The organism is Actinospica sp. (assembly GCF_035552695.1).
GTDB lineage: Bacteria > Actinomycetota > Actinomycetes > Streptomycetales > Catenulisporaceae > Actinospica.
Genome location: NZ_DASZKT010000007.1, coordinates 105,888 through 128,022, shown reverse-complemented (window position 1 = coordinate 128,022; position 22,135 = coordinate 105,888). Strand labels below are relative to the sequence as shown.

The 22,135-nt window shown below is 67.8% G+C and carries 14 protein-coding genes; 4 read left to right on the top strand and 10 right to left on the bottom strand.

Features of this window, described 5'->3' with window-relative positions; translation table 11 throughout:
• Window positions 1-283: 283 nt before the first annotated feature.
• Window positions 284-535 carry an MGMT family protein gene (locus VG296_RS01405; protein ID WP_325562151.1) on the top strand — a complete coding sequence of 84 codons (252 nt, stop codon included), beginning with the start codon at window positions 284-286 and terminating at the stop codon, window positions 533-535.
• Between the two features lie 53 nt (window positions 536-588).
• On the opposite strand, the gene VG296_RS01400 is transcribed toward VG296_RS01405, so the two are convergent.
• The 3 genes from VG296_RS01400 to VG296_RS01390 form a co-directional block, all read right to left on the bottom strand.
• Entirely contained in the window at window positions 589-3,132 is a 2,544-nt protein-coding gene (locus tag VG296_RS01400) for a PKD domain-containing protein (protein ID WP_325562149.1), read from the bottom strand.
• Window positions 3,133-4,302: 1,170 nt separating this feature from the next.
• On the bottom strand, window positions 4,303-7,923 hold the full coding sequence (locus tag VG296_RS01395) for a choice-of-anchor D domain-containing protein (protein ID WP_325562147.1): 3,621 nt from the start codon (window positions 7,921-7,923) through the stop codon (window positions 4,303-4,305).
• Window positions 7,924-8,934: 1,011 nt separating this feature from the next.
• Entirely contained in the window at window positions 8,935-10,317 is a 1,383-nt protein-coding gene (locus tag VG296_RS01390; RefSeq protein WP_325562145.1) for a hypothetical protein, read from the bottom strand.
• A gap of 287 nt (window positions 10,318-10,604) precedes the next feature.
• Here VG296_RS01390 and VG296_RS01385 point away from each other — a divergent pair, with 287 nt between their 5' ends.
• A complete protein-coding gene (locus VG296_RS01385) occupies window positions 10,605-10,985 on the top strand; it encodes a hypothetical protein (protein WP_325562143.1) in 381 nt (126 codons plus the stop codon).
• Between the two features lie 32 nt (window positions 10,986-11,017).
• Entirely contained in the window at window positions 11,018-11,647 is a 630-nt protein-coding gene (locus tag VG296_RS01380) for an FMN-binding negative transcriptional regulator (RefSeq protein ID WP_325562141.1), read from the top strand.
• Between the two features lie 17 nt (window positions 11,648-11,664).
• On the opposite strand, the gene VG296_RS01375 is transcribed toward VG296_RS01380, so the two are convergent.
• From VG296_RS01375 to VG296_RS01350, 6 genes are all read right to left on the bottom strand, one after another.
• The gene (locus tag VG296_RS01375) at window positions 11,665-12,240 is read right to left on the bottom strand and encodes a methylated-DNA--[protein]-cysteine S-methyltransferase (protein WP_325562139.1); all 576 of its coding nucleotides are present in this window, start codon (window positions 12,238-12,240) and stop codon (window positions 11,665-11,667) included.
• An 88-nt stretch (window positions 12,241-12,328) separates the two neighbouring features.
• On the bottom strand, window positions 12,329-13,393 hold the full coding sequence (locus VG296_RS01370) for a methyltransferase (RefSeq protein WP_325562137.1): 1,065 nt from the start codon (window positions 13,391-13,393) through the stop codon (window positions 12,329-12,331).
• Window positions 13,390-14,244: a metal ABC transporter permease gene (locus VG296_RS01365; RefSeq protein ID WP_325562159.1), complete on the bottom strand. Its 855-nt coding sequence runs from the start codon at window positions 14,242-14,244 to the stop codon at window positions 13,390-13,392. The genes VG296_RS01370 and VG296_RS01365 overlap by 4 nt, the downstream gene beginning before the upstream one ends.
• A gap of 2 nt (window positions 14,245-14,246) precedes the next feature.
• Window positions 14,247-15,125, bottom strand: a complete 879-nt coding sequence (locus VG296_RS01360; RefSeq protein WP_325562135.1) for a metal ABC transporter permease — start codon at window positions 15,123-15,125, stop codon at window positions 14,247-14,249.
• The gene (locus VG296_RS01355) at window positions 15,122-15,967 is read right to left on the bottom strand and encodes a metal ABC transporter ATP-binding protein (protein WP_325562133.1); all 846 of its coding nucleotides are present in this window, start codon (window positions 15,965-15,967) and stop codon (window positions 15,122-15,124) included. The genes VG296_RS01360 and VG296_RS01355 overlap by 4 nt, the downstream gene beginning before the upstream one ends.
• Window position 15,968: 1 nt before the next feature.
• Window positions 15,969-16,928 (bottom strand): metal ABC transporter solute-binding protein, Zn/Mn family, encoded by a 960-nt coding sequence (locus VG296_RS01350; RefSeq protein WP_325562130.1) that lies wholly within the window; start codon window positions 16,926-16,928, stop codon window positions 15,969-15,971.
• Window positions 16,929-17,065: 137 nt separating this feature from the next.
• Between VG296_RS01350 and hrpA the strand changes: the two genes are divergently transcribed.
• The gene (gene hrpA, locus VG296_RS01345) at window positions 17,066-20,986 is read left to right on the top strand and encodes an ATP-dependent RNA helicase HrpA (protein ID WP_325562128.1); all 3,921 of its coding nucleotides are present in this window, start codon (window positions 17,066-17,068) and stop codon (window positions 20,984-20,986) included.
• A 13-nt stretch (window positions 20,987-20,999) separates the two neighbouring features.
• On the opposite strand, the gene VG296_RS01340 is transcribed toward hrpA, so the two are convergent.
• Complete coding sequence (locus tag VG296_RS01340; RefSeq protein ID WP_325562126.1) at window positions 21,000-22,133, bottom strand: mandelate racemase/muconate lactonizing enzyme family protein; 1,134 nt, start codon at window positions 22,131-22,133, stop codon at window positions 21,000-21,002.
• Window positions 22,134-22,135 lie beyond the last annotated feature (2 nt).

Sequence of the window (22,135 nt, the reverse complement as noted above, 5' to 3'; positions counted from 1 at the left end):
CGCAGGATCTTCCTGCACCCAGGCGAACCCGTCGATCAACCCGGAAAGATCCCCCTGCTCGAGCGCTTGCGCGACTCGGACGAATATGTCAAGGAAGTCCTGGGGCTGCGAGATACTCCTCGCGCAACTCGGGCTTGATGGGCAAGGTCACCTGTCCGACGTGGCGGGCTGCGCGAGCATGCTTAGCACCTCGCTCACCTGCGCCATCGGGTTTGAGTAAGCGAGCGTAACCCGCTCTTTAGCCTTTTTTGCGATGAATCCATCGTATTTGTCCTCTGGGACGATGCGGCCTCGTCGGCACCGCCACTCACGGCGCCCGCTTCGTCGGCACGGGGATGGCGACTACCCCGTCGCAATCCTGATCCCCGCCCACGGCGTCATCGCCGCCGACGGCATCCGCGCTTTCGGCACCGGCCCCGATGCGTTGCCCACCAAGCACTGGCTGCTCATGCTCGAGGGCTGCATTCCGGCGACTCTGGACTGGGACGTCCCGACCCGCCGTGATGGCCTCGACCTCCGCCCGATCCCCGCATGAAGAATGCCCGGGACGGTGTTCGCGCCATCCCGGGCATTCTCAGTGCGGAGAGATCAGCCGCCCGCGGTGACCAGGCTGACCACCACAAAACTGTTGGGCAGCTCGCTGACCGCCGGGTCGGACACGGTTCCGGTGACGGTCTCGTCAAAGGTCTGCCAAGTGGCCCACCTGCCGGCCGAGAAGCGCACGTCCTCCTCGAGGGCGCCCGTGGTGGTCGTGGCGAGCATGAACGTGCCGTTGGACAGCCGCGCGATGCTGACTCTGCTCAGGCCGGTGGATCCGGGGGGAACGCCCCAGCCGGTCTTCTGCCATGAACCGTTGGCGTAGCGGATGTTGTGCTTCATCACACCGGCGGAGGTAATCTCGACGAGCTGCGAGGATCCGTCGGGCATACCGACGATGCTCGCGTCCGTGATCGTGACTCCCGGCTGGGAGAGCACGCGCCAGCCTTGCCATGAGTTGGCGTAACGGATGTTGTGCTCGAGCACCCCGCTCGCGGTCACGGCGACGAGTTGAGCGGAGCCGTCGGGCATCGCGGTGATGCCGACCTGGACGAAGTTCGGTCCGCCGAGGCTGCCCCAGCCGGTCTTCTGCCAGGATCCGTTCGCGAAGCGGATGTTGTGCCGGATCGTACCGTTCGAGAGCACTTCGGTGATCTGCGAGGAGCCATTCGGCATACCCGCGATCCCAACTTCGGTGACCGTCACTCCAGGCTGGGAGAGAGTTCGCCAACCCTGCCAGGAGCCGTTGGCGTAGTAAATGTCGTGCTCGAGCACGCCGCCGGTGGTGACTGCCACGTATTGCGTCGATCCGTCTGGCATGACCGCGACCGCCGACTTCGAGACCCCGCTCGCCGTCGGCGTGACGAGTCCGCCTTCGGTCACGACCACCGGAGAACCCTGCCAGGTGACGAGCGAGTTGGCCGGAACCTCCATCGTCGTGAACGACTGTGTCGAGGTCGCCTTTTCGCCGTCCGCGTCGGTAACCGTCTCAGTGATCTGGTACGTGCCGGGCGTGGCATATTCGTGGTTCGTGTAGGCGTCGCCGGCGCAGCACGGCGAGCCGCCGATCGGCCCGGTTCCATCGCCGAAGTTCCAAGACACGCCGGTGACGGTCCAGTCATCCGTGCTGCTATCGGCGACTTCTACCCACTTGCCGTTACCCCGTGACGCGGTGAACGACGCGGTGAGCGGCGTCACCGGCGCCGCGACGACGCTGCTCGAAGCGAGGTAGCGCTCGAGGGCGCCCGTCTTGGCCGACTTGACGTAGACGGTGACGTTGTACGAGCCGGACGCGGAGAAGGACACCGTGGCATTGCCGCTGCTCGCGCTCGGCTGGTTGAGCGTCGCGCCTGCGGACGGCGTAACACTGTAAGCGTAGGTGAGGTCTGTGTCACCCCAGGTGTCAGTCGCCGACGCCGAGAGATCGACGGTAGTGCCGACCGGCATCTTCTCCGGTAATCCGGAGTAAGAGTGCGCCGTAATGGTCAGCGGGTCCTGGAACTGGATCGCGCCGCGGTCGTAGTAGTCGTATGTGCCGGAACCGGTCGGCGTGACGGTCGGATCGAGAAACCGGGCGTCGCCGCGATAGTCGGTCGTCTGCTCGCCGATGGCGTCGGAGTTCGCCGAGTTGATGATCGCCGAGCCCTCGACCGCGGAGACGGCGCCAGCTCCGTCCACGTCGTGGGCGCCCTGGGTGGTTTGGGAATTGAAGGCGGACTGGGTCGCGTACGCCGTGCCGCTCCAGTCGTAATCGGCGGTCCCATTGATCTCGTCGACGTCGTTGTAGTCGGACGTCGTGCCCGTCGCGGAGCTTGCGTCCACCAGGATGCCGTAGGCGGCGGTTGTGCAACTGATGCCCGCCGAATCGGTCCCGAAGTTGTCGACTACATTGTTTTCGATGCTCGTCGCGGTGGACGAGTTCGTCACCGAGATCGCCGAGCCGCAGGTATTGAGCGTATTGCTGGTAATCGCCGTGTTCGTCGCGCCGGCGACCGCGACCGGCGCAGTGGTCTCGTTCGTGGTGAAGACGGTTCCGGTGGCGCCGCCATCAATGAGGACCGGCTCGAAGAAGTACGAATCGACCACCGTGACCGCTGAGGCCCCGCCCGTGATGTGCAATGCGTGCGGCGAAATGACGTTCTTAGCGCTGACGTGGCTGATCGTGATATTCGACCCGCCGTCGATGGCGATCTCGGCGGTCGCCGCCTGTCCGGTGGTCAGGCTCTCCACGTTGATGTAGCTCGCGCCCGACAGTGTCAGATCACTGGCGGCATTCGCGTCGTTGCCGACGACCCCGGTCTGGCTGGCATATCCGGTGAACGTGATCGGCGCGGACGCGGTGCCCGACCGGGTGATCGTCACCGGTGCATAACTGCCGAGTTCGATCTCGACGACGTCGCCCGGACTCACGACGTTCGCGGCCGCCTGGATCGAGCAGAACGGCACTGCGTACGTGCCGCTTCCGTTGTCGCTGCACGATGGATCGTTGCTACTGACATAAAGAGTGTTCCCACCGGCGGCCACGGCCGTCGTCGGCACCAACGTCGCGGCCGCAACGAGCGTCGCCGCGGACACGGCGAGTACTCGAAGACGCATGCTCCCCCCAGCCCTTCCTGCTTCATGAATGATCGCATGCCCCAGACCGGGGCCTGGAGCACAGGATAGATCAAGCCCACCCGCCATCGGCGGCGAGCCGGAAACTGTTGCAAGACGTGTATATGCGGTGAGGCGGAGACCTTGTGATCGATTCGCCGATCATTGGGCTGCTGCACAAGAAGGCTCAGTAACTGGGACGATGCGGCGTCGTCGTCTCCGCCACGTGCGGCGCCCTCCTGCTTGGCACCGGAATGGCGGCCACCCGATCGGCAATCCTGATCCCCGCCCACCGTGCCCGGGGCGATGTCGACGTTGTCGCCAGGGGCCGCCGCGTTCGCCGCGTTCGCCGCGGCCTGTATCGAGCAAAACGGAGTCGCGATACTTCCCGCTCCGCTGCCCGTGTCAGTGCAGCTCGACGAGCTGTCGTCGACGCGGAGATTCGTCGGTGCAGCCGCATGCGCGACAGCGGCACCCCCGCCTAACGCCGCAGCCCCGCATAGCGCCACCACGAAGGCACGGCGAAAACCATGCATCTATCCCTCCCGAATAACCACGGCTGATCCCATCAACCCCGCGGCACTCTAGGCCTACTGCTGCCCGTTCAGCGCTGGCTCCGCGCCGGCTGATCGCGGCGCCCCTCCCACCAGCGGCATGCTTGACAACCTCGTTGAGAATCGCAGTGCGCGTTGACGTGGTCGGTGAGTAGCGCGGTGGACAGGATCTGTCCGGTCCTGTCCGGTGCCGCGCAGGATCGACAGGGCGCCGTCGCGCGGGCCGAGCGGCTGCGTCTGGTGGTCGAGAACTTCCGACGCGCCGCCGAGTGGTGTGCGGGGCTCGACGGGTACGACCGGTGGCGCGCGGATCAGGCTCTGCAGGTGTTCGCTAGTGGTTCATGGCGCAACACTCCTGCCGCCCGACCGGACACCTCCCGCGGGCGGCAGCACTTGCGTCCAACATCTGGCAGCGACCGCAGGCGCTGCCGCATTGAAGGCCGCTTAGAACTCACCGTCTCGTTGGCTGACGGAGGGTGCCGGGCATAGGAGCGACCGATACGCCCCGTCGAGCTGGGCCGATGGGTTTGAGTAAGCGAGTACCACCCGCTCCACAACGCGACTGGGCCCGTGATCAGTGGTTCGATCACGGGCCCAGTGCTTTGAGCGGCTTCTACAACTAGTTGCCCCAGATCTGGAACTCGGAGGCCTGGGCACCGTTCTGGACGCTGTTGGCCGTGAAGGAGAGTTGGACGTACTGGGCGGTGGTTCCGGCGGGCAGGGAGATGGTCACCGTGTTCCCCGTGGCGGGGTTGAAGGTGTACGTCGCCGAGCCGACCAGGGTGGTGTAGCTGGATCCGTTGCTGCTGCCCAGGACCGAGAGGGTCTGGGTGCGGGTGTTCCACGCGGTGGCGGGCGGCAGGTCGACGACCACCGAGCTCAGCGAGTGGGAGGCGCCCAGGTTGCAGGTCAGGGTTGTCGGCCAGACACCGTTGGTGCCTTCCCAGTACGTGCTGGTGTTGTTGTCGTTCGTGTTGCTCGGCGCGTAGTTCTGGGTGTAGCTGCTAGCCGACATCGTCCCGGCCGGCGCGAGGTTGGTCGGGCCGGTGGTTCCTCCGGTGCCGCTCAGTGGAACGGTCAGGGAGGAGTTGCCTGCGTTGCTCGCCACGGTCAGGGACCCCGAGGCCGCACCGCTCGCGGTGGGCTTGAAGGTCACACTCACCGTGCAGGACGCGCCGGCGGCGATGGAGCTGCCGCACGTGTTGGTCTCGGCGAACGGGGCCGCGGTCGAGATCGAGGAGACCGCGGCCGCCACCGAGCCGGAGTTGGTCACGGTGAGCGACTGCGCGGCGCTGGTCGAGCCCACTGCCTCACTGCCGAAAGCGACAGACGTCGGCGACGCGTTCAGTGTCGCATTGCCCGTAGAGCTGCCGGAGCCCGGGAAGATCTCGAACTCGGAGACCTGCGCCGCGCTCCATCCGGTGTTGCCGGTGAACGACAGTTGGAGGTACTGGTCGTTGACCCCTGACGGCAGGTTGATGCTCACCGTGTTCCCGGTGGCCGGGTTGAGGGTGTAGCCGGCCGAGGGAACCAGCGTCGTCCACGAGGTGCCGTTGGTCGAACCGAGGACCGAGAACGTCTCGGTACGCGTGCCCCAAGCGGTGGACGGCGGGAGGGTCACGGTCGCCGAGCCCAGCGGGTACGACTGACCGAGGTTCGCGGTCAGCGTCTGCGGGTACGCGGCGCCGTCGGTGCTCTCCCAGTACGAGCTCGTGTTCCCGTCGTTGGCGTTCGTCGCCGGGAAGCCCGAGGCCGTGCTGCTCGCCGTCATCGTGCCGGCCAGCGCGAGGTTGGTGGTCGAGCCGATGCCGTTGCCGGACAGCGACGCCGTGGTCGGGTTGTTGTTTGCGTTGCTGGTGATCGTCAACGTGCCCGGGTTCGCTCCACTGGCGGTCGGCTTGAACCCGACGGTCACCGTGCAGGAGCCGCCGACCGCGACGGTGGTGCAGTTGTTGGTCTCCGTGTACGGACCGGACACCGCGACGTTCGAGACGGTCGCCGAGCTGGTACCCGAGTTCGACACCGAGATGGTCTGGCTCGGAGCGGCCGTGCCGACCAGCTCACTCGGGAAGCTCAGGCCGCCCGGGGAGAGGTTCAGCACCGGTCCCGGCGGGGTGCCGGTTCCGGACAGGGTGGTGGTGCTGGTGACCCCGCCGGCGGTGACCGTGACGGCTCCGGTGGCCGCACCCGTGGTCGTCGGGGTGAAGGTCACGTTGGCTGTACACGAACCGCCCGCCGCGATCGACGAGCCGCAGTTGTTCGTCTCGGCGAACGGGCCGGAGGCCGCGATCGACGAGACGGACACGGCCGAGTTGGTCGGGTTGAGCACCGACACGGTCTGCGCGGAACTGGTCTGACCGACCACCAGCGAACCGAAGTTCAACTCGCCCGGGGTGGTGTACACGGCGGACGGCGGGAACGGCGGGAAGACCGGGGTCGGGTTGTCACCGATGTTGCAGTTGGCCGGGCTGATCCCGGAGTTGCCGCCGCCGTCGGTGATGACGAAGCTGTTGCCCTCGCAGTTGTAGCTCGGCACGTCGCCTTGGCTTCCGGTGGCCTGGGCCACACCGGTCGCGGTGACGTTGGTGAACGTCGCTGAGCCCCCGGTCTGTTCCTGCAGGGCGAAGGTGCCGGTGCCGACGATCGAGACGTTGTTGAGGTTGACGCCGTTGACCGTGCCCTCGACCCATTGGATCGCCTCATAGGGACTTTGTTCGATCAGGGCATTGGTCACGTTGATCGGCCCTGAGACGGTGCCTTGACTGCCGTCGAACCAGAGCGCGCCGACGCCGAACTGCCAGTTCGGGTCGAGCTGTCCGTCCCGGATCATGGTGTTGTTGCTGACGGTGTAGAGACCGACCGGGGTGGAGCTGAAGCGCTGGGCGACCGTGATGCCGCCGCCTTGGATCAGGCCGGAGTCCTCGACGAGGTTGCCGGAGATGGTGTTGTTGTTGCCACCGTAGGCACCGATGCCGTTGGCGAAGTTGGCCGACTGGACAGTGTTGTTGGAGATCGTGTCGCCCGAGTCGGCCCCGAGAGCGGAGTCGGCCCACAGCGCGATGCCGTCGTCGCCGGTGTTGCGGATATTGCTGTTGGTGATGGTGGAGTTGGTGACCCCGCCGTGCAGGTTGATGCCGTCCGCGAAGGTGTCGCGGATCCGCATGCCGCTGAACGTCAGGTTGGTCATCGGCCCGTCCATCCAGGCGCCGACCTTCATGTGCTCGATCCAGATGTTCGACACGGTGGAGTTGCTCATCGCACCGCCGATGCCGTTGTCCTGGTCGCAGTCGTTCCGGGCGTTGACCTGTCCGAAGATCGCGAAATTGGACAGGTGGACGTTGCTGCTGACTCCGGCGGGGTTGTTGGGGACCCCGCAACTGGAGGGTGTGCCCAGACCGAAGAAGCCCGGTTTCGCGCCGGTGACCGTCGAGTACCACATTCCGGCGCCCGCGACCGTCACGTTGTTGACGGTGATGTGGCCGGGAAGGAGGAAGGTGCCGGAGGGTATCCAGACCGTGCCGCCGGCGCCGGCCGCGGTGATCGCGGCGTTGAAAGCGGCGGTGGAGTCGTTGGCGCCGGTCGGGTCGGCGCCCTCACTGGTCACCGAGACCGAGCCGGCCGGCTGGGTCAGCGCCGCGGGGACGTCCTCGAAGTCGGCGAGGTTGATCGTGTACGAGGAGGCGGTGTCCTCGGAGTTGACCTGCAGCTTGAACGTCGAGCCCTGCGGGTACGTGGTGCTGAACAGCTTGTGTACCTCGTCGAAGGCGTGCATCGTCTCGCCGGGGCCCGGCGTGTTCGTGAACTGGTAGCTGCCGTACTGCCACTCGTACTCGTTGGTCAGCGTCAGGTCGGGCTGCTGGACGCCGTTGACGTACAACGAAATCGGCGCGGTGTAGTTCGACCCGTCCGAAGTGTCCGGAATGCTGTAACGGAGGTCGATCGAGTTGGTCGCGACCGGCGAGGTGAAGGTGACGGACTGGCCGTTGGTCAGGGTGACCGCCTCGCGGCCCACGGCCGACTGGGTCAGCTGGCCCATGAGCCAGTCCGGGCCGACGATGCTGCCCGTGTTCGGGGAATTCTGGGCGAGCACCTCGACATAGGGCAGGCTTGCGCCGTTGCCGCCGGTGGCGGTGGCGGCCGAAGCCGTCTGCACCGCCAAGGCGAGAACGCCGCCGGTCAGCAACGCGGTGCTGCCGACTAAGGCGACGCCTCGTCTCAGCCCTCGGATGGAGTGGAACACCTTGCTCCTTTCGATACGGCGACGCCGGACCAGGCCGGCGCCACCACAGTCAGGTGGGATGGAGGAGCGGCACTGCGGTGGTGCGGATGCAGTGGTGCGAGTGCAGTGGTGCGGATGGTGCGGTTGCGGGCTGGTGCAGTGGTGCAGAGGTTTTGGTACGGGGGGTGAGCGGGTTTGATGCAGACAGGGCACAACAGGTCGCCTCGCCGGCTCAGTGTTCGGATGAGCGACGAGGTGGTTCGCCGATGTGGTCGGTTGCAGATCGGTGACGATGTAAGGGGGACCGTAACCTCTGTGACATCCCAGCGCAATATCCAGACGCATCACTGATGAATCTTTACTTAGTCACGCAAGATCCAAAGTCATACGGCGCGAGCCGGGATCGACGACGGGCATCACCGCAGAACGCGCCGCGCCGCCCTCCTCGCACAGGCAGTCCCACGCAGGCCACCGTTCCAAGGCCGCCGCCCGGACACAGAAGGCTGTCTCGCGCAGCCTCCTAGCACCGAAACCCCAAGTCGGCAAGCGAATGGGCCGGACTCGCGGACGCACCGGCGAAGCAGCCACGACCGCGCCCGGCGCCCGGGCCGTCGTACGGGCGGAGGTCACAGGATCGACGCGCAGACCGCGCCAGACAGCTGATCGACCCGCGAAATTTCGGCAGGGGCTGCGCGAAATAAATTGCGCAGATGTCCGTTAGTTGAAAAACGATGGCTGATGTAGGAAGAGGGGCGGCAACCTGATGTCAGGGCTGAACTGGCTGGAGGCTACCTGGTGCTGCGGGGCGGACCCAGAGCGTCAGGGTCCGCATGGCTTGTCCGGGCAGGTGGGGCACTCTGATCTGCCGTGCCCCGAAGATCGCGGTACGGCGGCAGATGTCCGGTGCCCGTGCGAAGCCGACTCGGTCGGGGTCTGTCCCCGGCTGCCGCCGATGTGCGTTTTGAGCTGATCGTTCCCGGTCTCCTCCTCCCATCGTCGATGGGAGGCCGATGCGAGCCGGTCGCCGCGCCTTCAGTGTCTGAGGACTGCGACGCCGCGACGCGGAGCGGTGACGGGGTACGCGACGGGGATGATCGGCACCGAGGCGGTGGCGGTGAGGGTCGAGGCGCCGACGACGGAGGCGGTGTAGGTGGCGGTCGTACCGGCCTTGGCGACTGCGTCGGAGAAGCGGAAGGCGCCGGAGGCGTCGGTGGTGAAGGGGCCCAGGTTGGTGGTTGTTCCGCCCGCGACGCGGGAGACGGTGACTTCGGCGCCCGCGAGGTCGGTGACGGAGCCGGTGACGGCGTAACTGGTTCCGGGGTGCGCCAAGGCGGGTGCGTTCAGCGTCATGGTCGAGTTGAGGACGATGGTTTCGAGCGTCGGGGAGGCTCCGTAGCCGTCGACGACGGCGTAGAACACGGAGTCGTTCGCGCCCCAGGCGACGAAGGGGACGGAGTCGCTGCTGTCGTCCTGCGCGGTGTTGACGCCGTAGTCGGCGATAGCGGTCGAATCGCCCAGGTCGAATTCGGCGACGGGCAGCGGGCCGTTGTTGACGCCGCTTTCGACGCCGATCAGCACCTTGTCGTCCGAGGAAACCGCTGCGGAGTTCGGGTAGGGGCCGGTGTTGTAGGTGTTCTCGTTGTCCAGGCCGGCGAGCGAGACTTCGAGCCCGTAGTGCGGGTATCCGCACGAGAGCACGAGGGACTGGCCGTCAGGGGTGATGACCATGCCCTCGAGGTTGTCGCACTCCATGCTCGAGTTCAGCTGACCGGTGTTGCCCGTCGCGAGGGTCAGCGCGCCGGCGTCAACGCTGTAGACGTACACGGTTGACGAGGACAAACCGTAGGTGCCCGTGACCAGGGTATTCGGGGCGTCCGGCGAGGCTTCGAGCGCGGCGCCGTAGTAGTCGGTGCTCGCAGTCGTCGGGCTCGCTGTTCCGGTCGCGAGATCGACCTTCTGGACGTCGAGCGTCGATGCCGTCGTGAACCAGAGTTCGCCACCGGCGAGCGCGACGTGCGCCGGCGAGAGGTTCGGGGTCGAGTAGCTCGTAACCTGGGCGAGCGTGCTCGCGTTGATGACCGAGATCGAATCGCCGCCCGTGTCAGCAACGTACAGCGTGCCGCCATCCGCGGAGAGCGCCATGCCGGAAGCGCCCTGCTGGTTGGTGATCTGGCCGAGAACTCGCCCGGACAGGCTCAGCACTTCGACGTATGTCGAGTCCCCTGAGACGAAGATGTAGCCGGTCTTCGTGTCGACGATCGTGTCGGCCACATTGGAGAATGGCAGTACGGTACTCAGGACCGTATTCGGCTGCGCAGTGGCGGCGTGGGCGGCACCGGCAGCGCCGAACACTCCGGCCGAGCAGGCGACGAACGTGACCACCAGCGCGAAGGCTCGCCGCGATCCGAGATTCATTCATCCCCCCAGGGATCTGTGAGACAAGCTCTGAGCAATGCGAAGCGTACGGCACGGAGCACGGCGGAAGCGTGCCAGGGATCTACTGTTACGCACTTGGCGCGCTGCGAGACCGCGCGTTTTCGTTAGGGCTGCTGCTTTGGCCCGTTCATCTCATTCGACCCGTCGATGCTATGGCGTTTCGTCGTCTCCCGTCGGATACTGGCGGCCGTACGGGAGTTGCGATGACCGGTGAATTCGAGCCGAGTGCCGCGTGGCGCGCGAGGCACGGGGCGACCGTCAGACGCTTGGCCGCGGTCGCCGGGCGGGCGCTTGCGATGCAGGCCGAGGCCGACGCGTCGATCCGAGCCTGCGGCGTCGTCGGCGTCGTCCCGGGTGAGGTGGCCGTGCGCCTGGGCGAGATGCTGCGCGGCTACTCGCGGCTCTACCACGAGGTGGAGGCCGTGGAGACGGAGACGGATCCGGAATTGACCGGTCTGCGCCGCGATCTGCTCGAATTGCTTTCCTACCACGTCCACATGCTGCGCGACGCCGGTGATCTGGTCTTCTCCGGCCGCGACGTCCCGCGCAACGATCGCTTCCGGCGCGAGCTCGCCGAAGGCCTCGGCTCCCGTGCCGAGGACATGGCCCGTCTGCGCGATCAACTCATCTGGGACCGGTGCGACTGAAGCGCATTGCGGTGTCGGAATACGATGGGCCCATGTACGTACCTGGGCACTTTGCCGCCGACCCGCGGGCCGTTGACGCGCTGCTGACGAATCTCGGGGCGGCCGACCTGATCACGGTGACCGAGCAGGGCATGTTGGCGACGTTTCTGCCGCTGCTCTACGACGCCGCGGTGGGCGAGCGCGGGACGCTGCTCGGGCACGTGGCGCGGAACAACGAGCAGTGGCGGCGGGCGCCGATCGGGGAGGCGCTCGCCATCGTCCGCGGCGTGGACGGGTACGTGACGCCGTCGTACTACGCATCGAAGGCTGAGCACGGGCGCGTAGTGCCGACGTGGAACTACCTCACGGCGCACGTGTACGGCGAACTGATCGTGCACGATGACGTCGAGTGGCTCGGCGGATTGGTGCGCAGGTTGACGGACAGGCACGAGGCGGGGCGTGAGCATCCGTGGTCCGTGGACGATGCGCCGAAGGCCTATGTCGAGGGGCAACTGCGCGCGATCGTGGGCCTGGAGTTGCGGATCAGCCGCATCGAGGCGAAGTCGAAGTTCAGCCAGAATCGGTCCGCCGAGGATATCGACAGCCTGGTCGTCGGGCTGGAGCGAGATGGCGAGACGGGCCACGCTGAGGCCGTGCGGGAAGCGCGGCCGGACGCGAAGTAATTTCGGGGCAACAAGTCTCAAGGCGATTCGGGACCGTCCCAGTCGAGCGTCGGGGGTATGCGGCCCTCGAGCGTGAGCAGCCAGCGCTTGGTGGGCAGCGCGTCCGGGCCGCTGCCGAAGCCGCCGAGGCCGTCGGCGGCGACGACGCGGTGGGCGGGGATCAGCATGGCTATCGGGGTGGTGGCCATGACCGTGCCGACGAGGCGGGCGGCTTGGCCGTTGCGCGCCGCCTCCGCGTCGACGGCGCCGCAACGTTCGGCGAGGGCACCGTATGTGATCGTCTCGCCGAAGGGGACGGTCGCCTCCAAGCATTGCAGGACCCTGCGTTGCAGGTTGGAGGTCAGCGACCAGTCGATCGGCAGCTCGAAGCACGGCTTGCGCCAGGTGCCTGCGAAGTAGGCGGCGAGGCGTTCGGTGACGGCGTGGGAGCGGCGGTCCGTGGAGACGTCGGCGAGGTCGAGCCCCTCGGGCAACTGCTCGCTGTCGTTTTCGTGGAAAGCCGCCCAGATCACGCCGCGCGCCGTCGCCGCCACGCGCATGCGGCCGGAGGGCAGCGGCGTGTCCACGGTGAAGCGGATGACAGGGGGCTCCATCACCCCATCAAAGCACGGGCGTCTGACAAGGCTGACGAGCAAGGTAAGCCGACACCGCGCTCATCGCACCGCGCTCATCGCACCGCACTCATCGCACAGCGCGCAGGATCACGAACTTCGGGCTGCCCGCCACGGTTTCGCAGTTGCCGAAGATCTTGCGCAACTTCACGTGGTAGCCGAGGTGCCGGTTGCCGACGACCCAGAATTGGCCGCCGGGGCGCAGGGCGCGGCGGGCGCCGGTGAACATGCGCCAGGCGACCAGGTCGGTGGTGGCGCGGTGCGTGTGGAAGGGCGGGTTGTTCAGGACGAGGTCCGCGCTCGCGTCGGGCACTGGGGACATCGCGTCGCCGACGACGAACTGGGCGTCGCCGGGGTCCGCGACGTTCGCCTCGAAGGTGGCCCGCGCGGACGCGACGGCCTGGTACGACTCGTCGATGAACGTGAGCTGCGCGGTCGGATTCGCCAGCGCCGCGGCGGTTCCGACGACGCCGTTGCCGCAGCCGAGGTCGACGATGTGGTCGCCGCCGTGCGTCACGGGGAGGTACTGCAGGAAGAACCGCGTGCCGATGTCGAGGTGGTCGGCGCAGAAGACGCCCGCGTGGTTCGTCACCTCGCGGCCCGCGATCGCGCCGAGTTTTCTGTCCACAGGCAGTGGATAACTGAGCGGCCACGGATTGTGGGGGCGGACGCGGGTCACGTCCGGCTGCGCGAAGATCAGCCGCGCCTTGCGGACGGCCAGCGAGGTGCGGGTCGGGCCGACGAGCTGCTCGAAGAGGTTCAGCGTCGAGGTGTGGATCTCCGTCGCCTTGCCGGTGCCGACGACGACCGAGCCCTCGTGCAGCCGCGGCGCCAGATGGTGCAGCTGATCCTCCAGCAGCGCAAGGATCTTGGGGATGCGGACCAGGAGCACGTCGATGCGCTCCGGCGGCTCGTCCTGCGTGCTGAGCAGCGTCGCGGAATCACCGGCCCGGGCCCGCGCGGCCTCCATGGCCAGGAAGGAGTCGGTGACGAGGATGGGCCGCGCGTCCTTCATCGGCAGCGCGGCCGGCAGTTCGCCGGTGCGATCGCCGAGCACGACGACGGTCCCGGTCAGTTCGACGCCGGTTTCCTCGAGGTGCCGCAGCAGGTAGTCGTCCGCCGCGTCCGTGCTCACGCTTCCGCTGCCGCTGTCACACCCGGCCGCTGCCGTCGGGTAATCCGCGAATATGCCACGGCACCAGCGTACGCCGCCGTGGCCACCGCCATGATCCAGAAGCTCGTGGGCGTGTTCGGCACGAAGTAGGACAGGGTCAGACCGACCCAGACATCGAATACGCCCAGCACCGCCGAGACGGCCAGTCCGACGAAGGGCCGGTCCGTGATCAGCAGCGCGGTTCCGGCGGGCGCGGCGAGCAGGCCGAGCAGCAGCATCGAGCCGACCGCCTGGCTCGCCTCGCCGGCCGTGACGCCGATCAGTACGAGGAACGCGTAGCCGAGCAGCCGCACGGGGACGCCGCGGGCGGCGGCCACGGCCTCATCCAGTGTGGCGAAGAGCAGCGGACGGGCGATGAGCAGGACCAGGACGCTGACCCCGAGGCCGATCCCGAGGGCGACCGCGGCCTGGCCCGAGGAGATGCCGAGGATCGATCCGAACAGCACGTTGACCGTCTGGTTGCCGCTCGAATTCGAGGATCCGGACTGGTTGGTCGTGTACAGCGTCATGAAGAAGACGCCGAGGCCGAGCACCCACGCGAAGACGTTGCCGATCACGACGTCGTCCGCCCGGCCGCGGCGCCCCAATGCGCCGAACAGTACCGCGATCAGGACGCAGCCCACGAACAGCCCGACGCGCAGGTCGATTCCGAAGGCAAGGGCCGCGAGCGCGCCGGTGAACGCGACGTGGGACAGCGCGTCGCCGGTGAAGACCTGCGCGCGCAGCACGAGGAAGTACCCGACGAGGCCGCAGGCGAGTGCGATTCCGGTGCCGGCGACGAGGGCCGTGAGCATGTAGGAGTGATGGAACATCGTCACGCCACCGCCGTTCGGACCACGCGCCGTGCGGATTTCGCGGCGTACGCCACGACGTAGCAGGCGAAGGCGAGCGAGGTGATCGTGAATCCGGTGGCCTGGTTGCCGAAGTAGGCCCAGGCCAGGCCGAACCAGGTGACGAGCACGCCGAGCACGACGGTGAGCAGGAGGCTGAGACCGGGACGGGCCGTCAGGACCTGGGCCGTCGCGGCGGGCATCACCAGGAGCGCGAACACGAGCAGCGAGCCGGTGAACTTGGAGACCTCGGCGACCGTCGCGCCGAGCAGCACCAGGAACAGGATGTTCAGCGCGCGTACCGAAACGCCCCTGGCGACGGCGACTGCGGGATCGATCGAGGCGAACAGCAGGCGGCGGCCGATCACCAGCATGATCGTCAGGACCGCGACGGAGACGATGACCAGCGTGAGCACGTCCCCGTTCGTGATGCCGAGGAAGTTGCCGAACAGGAACGCCGAGGTGCTGCTGAGGAATCCGCCGTAGAGGTCGAGGAACACCGCGCCGAGCGCCAGCGAGAACGCCTGCACGACGGCGATCAGCGCGGACGAGTGCGCGCGCTCACCCACGCCGGTGCCGCCGCCTCGGGAGAGCAGCGCGATCACCAGCGCCGAACCGACGCAGAAGCCGAAGTAGCCGAGCGTCGCGCTCAGTCCCAGGTACACGGCCGCCGCCGCGCCCGGGAAGCCGGTCACCGCGATGGAGTGTCCGGCGAAGCTCTGCCGGCGCAGCACCATGAACCAGCCGATCACGCCGGCCAGCAGCGCGACGGCGAATCCGGCGCGGAAGCCGTTGACCATCGACGGCAGCGACCACATCCACCGCACATCGTTGATGATGTTCCACGTGAATCCAGGGTTCACCGGAGTGCCTCATGGTGCTCATGCCGATCGGTGTGCAGCGCGGGGGCCTCGGGGCCGCCGACCACGACGAGCCGTCCGTCCGCCGCGCGCAGCACCTCGACCGGCGTGCCGTACAGCCTGGTCAGCGTCTCGGTGGTGATCACCTCGGCGGCCGGTCCGGAAGCCGCGCCGCCGCTGACGATGTAGACGACCCGGTCCAGGTAGCTGAGGATCGGGTTCACGTCGTGCGCCACCATGACCACGGCCACGTTCTCCTGCCGGCAGATCCGGTGGATCAGCGCCGCGATCCCGGCCTGGTTCGGCAGGTCCAGCGAGTCCAGCGGCTCGTCGAGCAGCAGCAGCCGCGGCTTGCGCACGAGGGCCTGCGCGATCAGCAGGCGCTGCTGCTCGCCGCCCGAGCACTCGCCGATCGGCCGATGCGCGTACGCGGAGGCGCCGACGAGTTCGATCACCTCGCGCACCCGCTCGTCGGCCGCTCGACGCGCGGCGCTGAACCGGCGCGAGAACGGCAGCGGCACACCCCAGCGGTCGCCGTCCAGGCCGAGCCGCACCACGTCCACGCCGCGGATCCGCAGCGAGCCGTCGAAGTTCCGCCGCTGCGGCAGGTAGCCGATCTGCTCGCCCGCCGCGCCCGGCCGCTGCCCGAGCACGCTCACGCTGCCCGCGGCGGCCGGAAGCGTGCCCAGCAGGACCTTGATCATCGTCGATTTGCCGACGCCGTTCGGCCCGAGCACGGCCACGAACTCGCCCGGGCGCACGGTCAGCTCGACGCCGCTCCACAGCAGGCGTCCGCCCACCGACACGGCCGCGTCGTGCAGGGAGAGAACAGCGTCGTCAGTCATTTCAGTGCCCTGTCGCCTCGGCCAGCGCCTTCTGGAGGTTCTGCAGTTCGCCGACCATCCACTGCTGGAAGCTGTCGCCCGCCGGAGAAAGCGTCTCGGTCACCGTCGTCACCGGGATGCCCTCCTGCTGGGCGAGCTTGAGCTGCGCCTGGATGTCGGGCGTGGAGTTCTGCGAGTTGTAGACGTAGACCTTGATCTGCTTGCCCTGGATCTGCTGATCGATGGTCGCCTTGTCCGCCGACGTCGGGTCGGTGCCCTCGCTGATGTCCTTGAGGAAGGAGTACGGCGTCAGCATGTCAAGGCCGAGGCTGTCGGCGAGCGGCGAGACGATCGACTCGGAGGCGCCGATCGGGGTGCCGGCGTACTTCGACTTGATCGTGGTCTCCAGCTGGTTGTACTCGGCCAGCGTGCTGTCCTCGAAGGTCGTCTTCTGGCTCGCGAAGTACGACGCGTCGGCCGGGTCGATCTTCTGGTACGCGGCCGTGACCGCGTCGATGACCTTGTACACGCTGGCGTGCGAGTACCACTGGTGCGGATTGTCGCCGTCCTTGAGCCCGAGCACGTCGCCGACGGTCAGCACCGTGCGCGCGGAGTTCGGGTTCGCCGAGACCAGGCCGGGTGCCCAGGACGAGTCGTAGCCGATCCCGTTCTGCACGAACAACTGCGCGCCCGCGATCGTCCGGGCGTCTGACGCGGTCGCCTCGTAGGAGTGCGGGTCGGTGTCCGGGTTGGTGATGATCGCGCTCTCGGTCACCTTCGATCCCCCGAGCTGCGCGGCGATCGAACCCCAGAAGTTCTCGGCGGCGACCACGACGATCTTGCCGCCGCCGGACGCGGAGACCGACGCGCCGCCGGGAGCGGTCGTCGTGCAGGCCGAGGCGGCCAGCGCGGTCACCGCGCCGAGGGCGGTGAGGCCGGCCACGATGCGTCTGCGCGGCCGCGACGCGGTGGGGTTGGACACGGAAGGCCCCCAAAGGCTGAGAATGAACATCATTTTAACCGGTGGACGGCGTTAAGGCTAGTGAAAATCGTTTTCATGTGCAAGGGGCGGATAACCTGAGGCGGCGCGCCCCGCGCGCCGCCTATGCTGGATCCGTCATGTGCGCTCATGGACCCACCAACACCCTGGACGACCTGCGTTCCCGGCTGCCGGAACTGGCCCCGCGCGACGCGGCCCGGCTGCGCCGGCGGATCGACGGGGCGCGCCGGGTGCGCAAGCCGGAGGCCGCCGCGGCGATCGCGACCGAGATCGCCGGGCAGATCGACGCCGCCATAGCCCGGCTCGAGGCCCGGCGGGCGGCCGTGCCCGCGCTCGAGTATCCGGAGAACCTGCCGGTCAGCGCCAAGCGCGCGGAGATCCTCGCGGCGATCCGGGACAACCAGGTCGTGATCGTCGCGGGTGAGACGGGCTCCGGGAAGACGACGCAGATCCCGAAGATCTGCCTGGAACTCGGCCGCGGGCTCCGCGGCGTCATCGGGCACACGCAGCCGCGCCGGCTCGCCGCGCGCACGGTGGCCGAACGCATCGCGCACGAGCTGAAGACCGAGATCGGCGCCGTCGTCGGCTACAAGGTCCGGTTCACCGACAAGGGCGGCTCGGACACCCTGGTCAAGCTGATGACCGACGGCATTCTGCTCGCCGAGCTCCAGCACGACCGCGACCTGCTGCAGTACGACACGCTCATCATCGACGAGGCGCACGAGCGCAGCCTCAACATCGACTTCATCCTCGGCTATCTCAGGCAACTGCTTCCGCGCCGACCCGACCTCAAGGTCATCATCACCTCGGCGACGATCGACCCCGAGCGCTTCGCCGCGCATTTCGCCTCCCCGAGCGGAGAGCCCGCGCCGATCGTCGAGGTCTCCGGCCGCACGTATCCCGTCGAGGTGCGCTACCGGCCCATCATCGACCTCGACGATCCGGACGGCGACCCGGACCGCGACCAGGTGCAGGCGATCAGCGACGCGGTCGGCGAGCTCCAGGCCGAGGGCGACGGCGACATCCTCGTGTTCCTGAGCGGCGAGCGGGAGATCCGCGACACGGCCGACGCACTGAACAAGCTGCAGCTGCGACGCACCGAGGTCATCCCGCTCTACGCGCGACTGTCCAGCGCCGAGCAGCACCGCGTCTTCCAGCCGCACAGCGAGCGACGCGTCGTGCTGGCCACGAACGTCGCCGAGACCTCGCTGACCGTGCCCGGCATCAAGTACGTCATCGACCCGGGCACGGCGCGCATCTCCCGCTACAGCCATCGGCTCAAGGTGCAGCGGCTGCCGATCGAGCCCGTATCGCAGGCCTCGGCGAACCAGCGCAAGGGACGTTGCGGACGTACGTCGGACGGCGTGTGCATCCGGCTCTACGCCGAGGCCGATTTCACCTCCCGGCCCGAGTTCACCGAGCCGGAGATCCTGCGCACGAACCTGGCCTCGGTCATCCTGCAGATGACGAACATCGGGCTCGGCGACATCGCCGGATTCCCGTTCCTCGAGCCGCCGGACCGGCGCAACATCAAGGACGGCCTCGACCTGCTGCACGAGCTCGGCGCGGTCGAGCCCACGTCCCCCGACGCGAGGCCCAATCTCACTCCCGTCGGCCGCAAGCTCGCCCGCCTCCCGGTCGATCCGCGGCTCGCGCGCATGGTCATCGAGGCCGATCGCGGCGGCTGCCTCAACGAAGTCCTGGTCATCGCGTCCGCGCTGTCCATCCAGGACCCGCGCGAGCGTCCTGTGGACAAGCAGACACAGGCCTCGCAGAGCCATGCCCGCTTCATCGACAAGGAAGCGCAGTCGGACTTCCTGACGTACCTCAAGCTCTGGGACTACATCAAGGAGAAGCAGCACGAGCTGTCCTCGAACCAGTTCCGCAAGCTGTGCAAGAACGAGTTCCTGCACTACCTGCGCATCCGCGAGTGGCAGGACCTGCATGCGCAACTGCGGCAGTCGATCCGCGACCTCGACGTCGTCCCCAACTCTGTTGTAGCGCATCCACAGGCTGTGCACAGAGCTCTGCTATCAGGGCTGCTCTCGCACCTCGGCATGTACGACTCGGAGAAGCGCGAATACCTCGGCGCCCGCAACGCGCGGTTCGCCATCTTCCCCGGCTCATCGCTGTTCAAGAAGTCACCGCGCTGGGTCATGGCCGCCGAGCTGGTGGAGACGTCGCGGCTGTGGGGGCGCGTCGCGGCACGCATCGAGCCGGAGTGGATCGAGGAGCTCGCCGAGCACCTCGTGAAGCGCAGCTACAGCGAACCGCACTGGTCAAAGGCTGAAGAATCCGTGCTGGCCTACGAAAAGGTCACGCTGTACGGCATCCCGATCGTCTCGCAACGCAAGATCCACTACGGCAAGATCGATCTCGAGCTCAGCCGCGAACTGTTCATCCGGCACGCGCTGGTCTACGGCGAGTGGACGACGCGGCACCAGTTCTTCCACGACAACCGCAAGCTGCTCAAGGAGGTCGAGGAGCTCGAGAACCGCGCCCGGCGGCGCGGCATCGTCGTGGACGACGAGACGCTGTTCGACTTCTACGATCAGCGCGTCGGAGCCGAATGCACCTCGGCGCGGCACTTCGATACGTGGTGGAAGAAGGCTCGGCAGGAGGCGCCGGACCTGCTCTCCTTCGAGCGTTCCATGCTCGTGAACGAGAACGCGGCGGCCGTCACCGAGGAGCAGTACCCGAACGTCTGGCGGCAGGGCAAGCTGCGCTTCAAGCTGACGTACCAGTTCGAGCCGGGAGCCGACGCGGACGGCGTGACCGTGCACATCCCGTTGGCCGTGCTCAACCAGGTCGAGCCGGAGGGCTTCGACTGGCAGATCCCCGGCCTGCGCGAGGAACTCGTCACCGAGCTGATCCGCTCACTCCCCAAGCCGATCCGCCGCAGCTTCGTCCCCGCGCCGAACTACGCGAAGGCACTGCTCGAGAAACTCCCGGCCCGCGAGGGATCGTTGCTGGACGGCCTGGAACGCGAGATGCGCCGCATGGGCGCGCGCGATCTCGACCGTTCCGACTGGGACCTCGACCGGCTGCCCGAGCACCTGACGATGACCTTCCGCATCATCGACGAGCGCAATCGAGCGGTCGCCGAGGGCAAGGACCTCGTCGCGCTCAAGGAGCGCCTCAAGCCTCAGCTGCGCGAATCCCTGTCCTCCGCCGCGGACGACCTCGAACGCACCGGCCTGAAGACCTGGGACTTCGGCCCCGTCGCGCATGTGTACGAGCAGCACCAGCGCGGCGTCGCGATGAAGGCGTATCCGGCGTTGGTCGACGAGGGCCAGTCCGTGGCGCTCAAGCTGTTGGACACGCCGGAGGAGCAGTCGGACGCGATGCGTCTCGGCGTACGCCGCCTGCTGCTGCTCAACATCCCCTCGCCAGTGAAGGCGATGCTGGCCGCGCTCGACAACAAGCAGAAGCTGGCTCTCGGCACGAACCCCTACGGTCCGGTTCCGCTGCTGTTCGAGGACTGCGTCGCCTGCGCCGCCGACTACCTGATGGACGAGAACGGCGGCCCGGTCTGGGACCAGGCCGACTTCGCCGTGCTGCGTGAGAAGGTGCGCAACGACCTCGCCGAGACCGCGGAAAACGCTCTCGTCATCGTCGCCGACATCCTCGCCGCCGCCCACGAACTCGACCGCCGGCTCAAGGGCAGGGCCAGCCTCGCGCTGCTCCCCTCGCTCACCGACGTGAAGACGCAGCTCGCGAACCTGCTGCCCAAGGGCTTCATCTCCGCGACCGGCTACGAGCAGCTACGCCACCTGCCGCGCTACCTGCGCGCGATCGCGTACCGCCTCGACAAGATGAACGACGACCCCTACCGCGACCAGACGAACCTGGCCAAGGTCGCCCAGCTGCAGCGCGAATACGAGGACGCCCTCGCCCGCGTCCCCCGGGGCCGTCGCCCCGGCGCCGAACTGCGCCAGGCGCGCTGGCTGATCGAGGAGTTCCGCGTCAGCCTCTTCGCCCAGCAGATCGGCACCGCCACGACGGTCTCCGAGAAGCGCATCAGGAAACTGCTGGCCTGATTCCGCTGGTTCCCTAGTCCACTCGGTAGCCGGCCACCGCATCCTCGTCGAGCTCGATACCGAGGCCCGGCGTCTGGGGCACGGTCAGAAACCCATCGGGGTCGATATCCAGCGGCTCGGCGAGCATGAAGTCGCGGCGCCGCGGGGTCCAGGTCGGCGGGTCGTAGGGGAACTCGAAGTAGGGGCCGCCGCCGATTCCCGCGGCGACGTGCAGGTTCGCCAGCAGGGCGATGCCGTCGGACCAGGTGTGCGGGGTGTAGTGACGGTGCTTGAGCAGCGCGAGTTCGGCGAGGGTGCGAGCACGCAGCATGCCGACGGCCTGCACCACGTCCATCTGGTAGACGTCGAGGGCGTCCAGCTCCAGCGAGCGCAGCAGCTCCGGGACGGAGCGGTGCAGCCCGCCCGCCGCGATGCGCACGTGCGGGATGTCGGCGCGCAGTCGCTTGTAGCCGGGGAGATCCGGATAGGGCAACGGATTCTCGACCCAGAACACGCCCAGCTCGCCGAGCTCCGCGACGAGCTTTCTGGTGCGCACGAGGTCCGTCGTGCGCTCTCCGCCGCCGGAGCCGGCGACCGAGCCGGCGACCTGCCAGGACTGGTCGAGGTCCACCATGATCTCGAACTCGTCGCCCACCGCCTCGCGCGTGCGCCGCACTGCTTCGATGCCCTCGCGCAGCCGCGTCCGGTCCATCCGGATCTTCATCGCGCGGAAGCCGCGTTCCTTCAGCGCCGACGCGGATTCGGCGCGGTCCGCCGGGGATCGCAGCTCGCCGGTCGACGCATACGCGGGCAGCCGCTTGGCCGCGTTGCCGAAGAGCACCGAGACCGGCTGGCCGGTCACCTGGCCGATGATGTCCCAGCACGCCGCCTCGAGCGACCAGTACGCGGCGCCGCGCAGGCCGATCGCCTCGATCGTGCGGACCTGGGCGACGATGTCGAGGGGGTCGGTGCCGAGGAACAGCTGCCGGTGGGTGTCGAAGCCGTCCAGCGTGTCACCGGCCGTGGCCACGCCGGTGATGCCCTCGTCCGTGTGCACGCGCACCAGCGTGGTCTCGAATCCCTGCCACGGCTCCGGCTCCCAGGCGGCCTGGAACGGCGGGTCCAGGGGCAGCCGCAGCCGCTCCAGCGCTATGTGGGTGATCTTCATCT